A 201-nucleotide genomic window follows, 5' to 3' on the forward strand; every position below is an offset into this window, starting at 1 on the left:
AAGATAGGCGTCGCCTTTCTCGAATGTGTGGAACTTCCGATCCTTCAGATTTCGTAGCCGAGGCGCGAACCGCTTGCCGATCAGAGCGAACAACCCGAACACGTGATCGCTTGCGCCGCCTGTGTCGGTGAAATGCTCCTGGATATCGAGGATCGTGTCCTGATCGAATAGACCATCGAGCACATAGGCAGCTTCGCTTTC

At 54.7% G+C, this 201-nt stretch carries 1 protein-coding gene; it reads right to left on the bottom strand.

Annotation, left to right across the window (positions count from 1 at the left end; all coding sequences use genetic code 11):
* Window positions 1-201, bottom strand: a 201-nt coding sequence (locus ACWGS9_RS36070) for a Tn3 family transposase (RefSeq protein ID WP_454509593.1), incomplete at both ends; no start/stop codon positions are given.

This window comes from Mesorhizobium sp. Arg314, assembly GCF_053714275.1.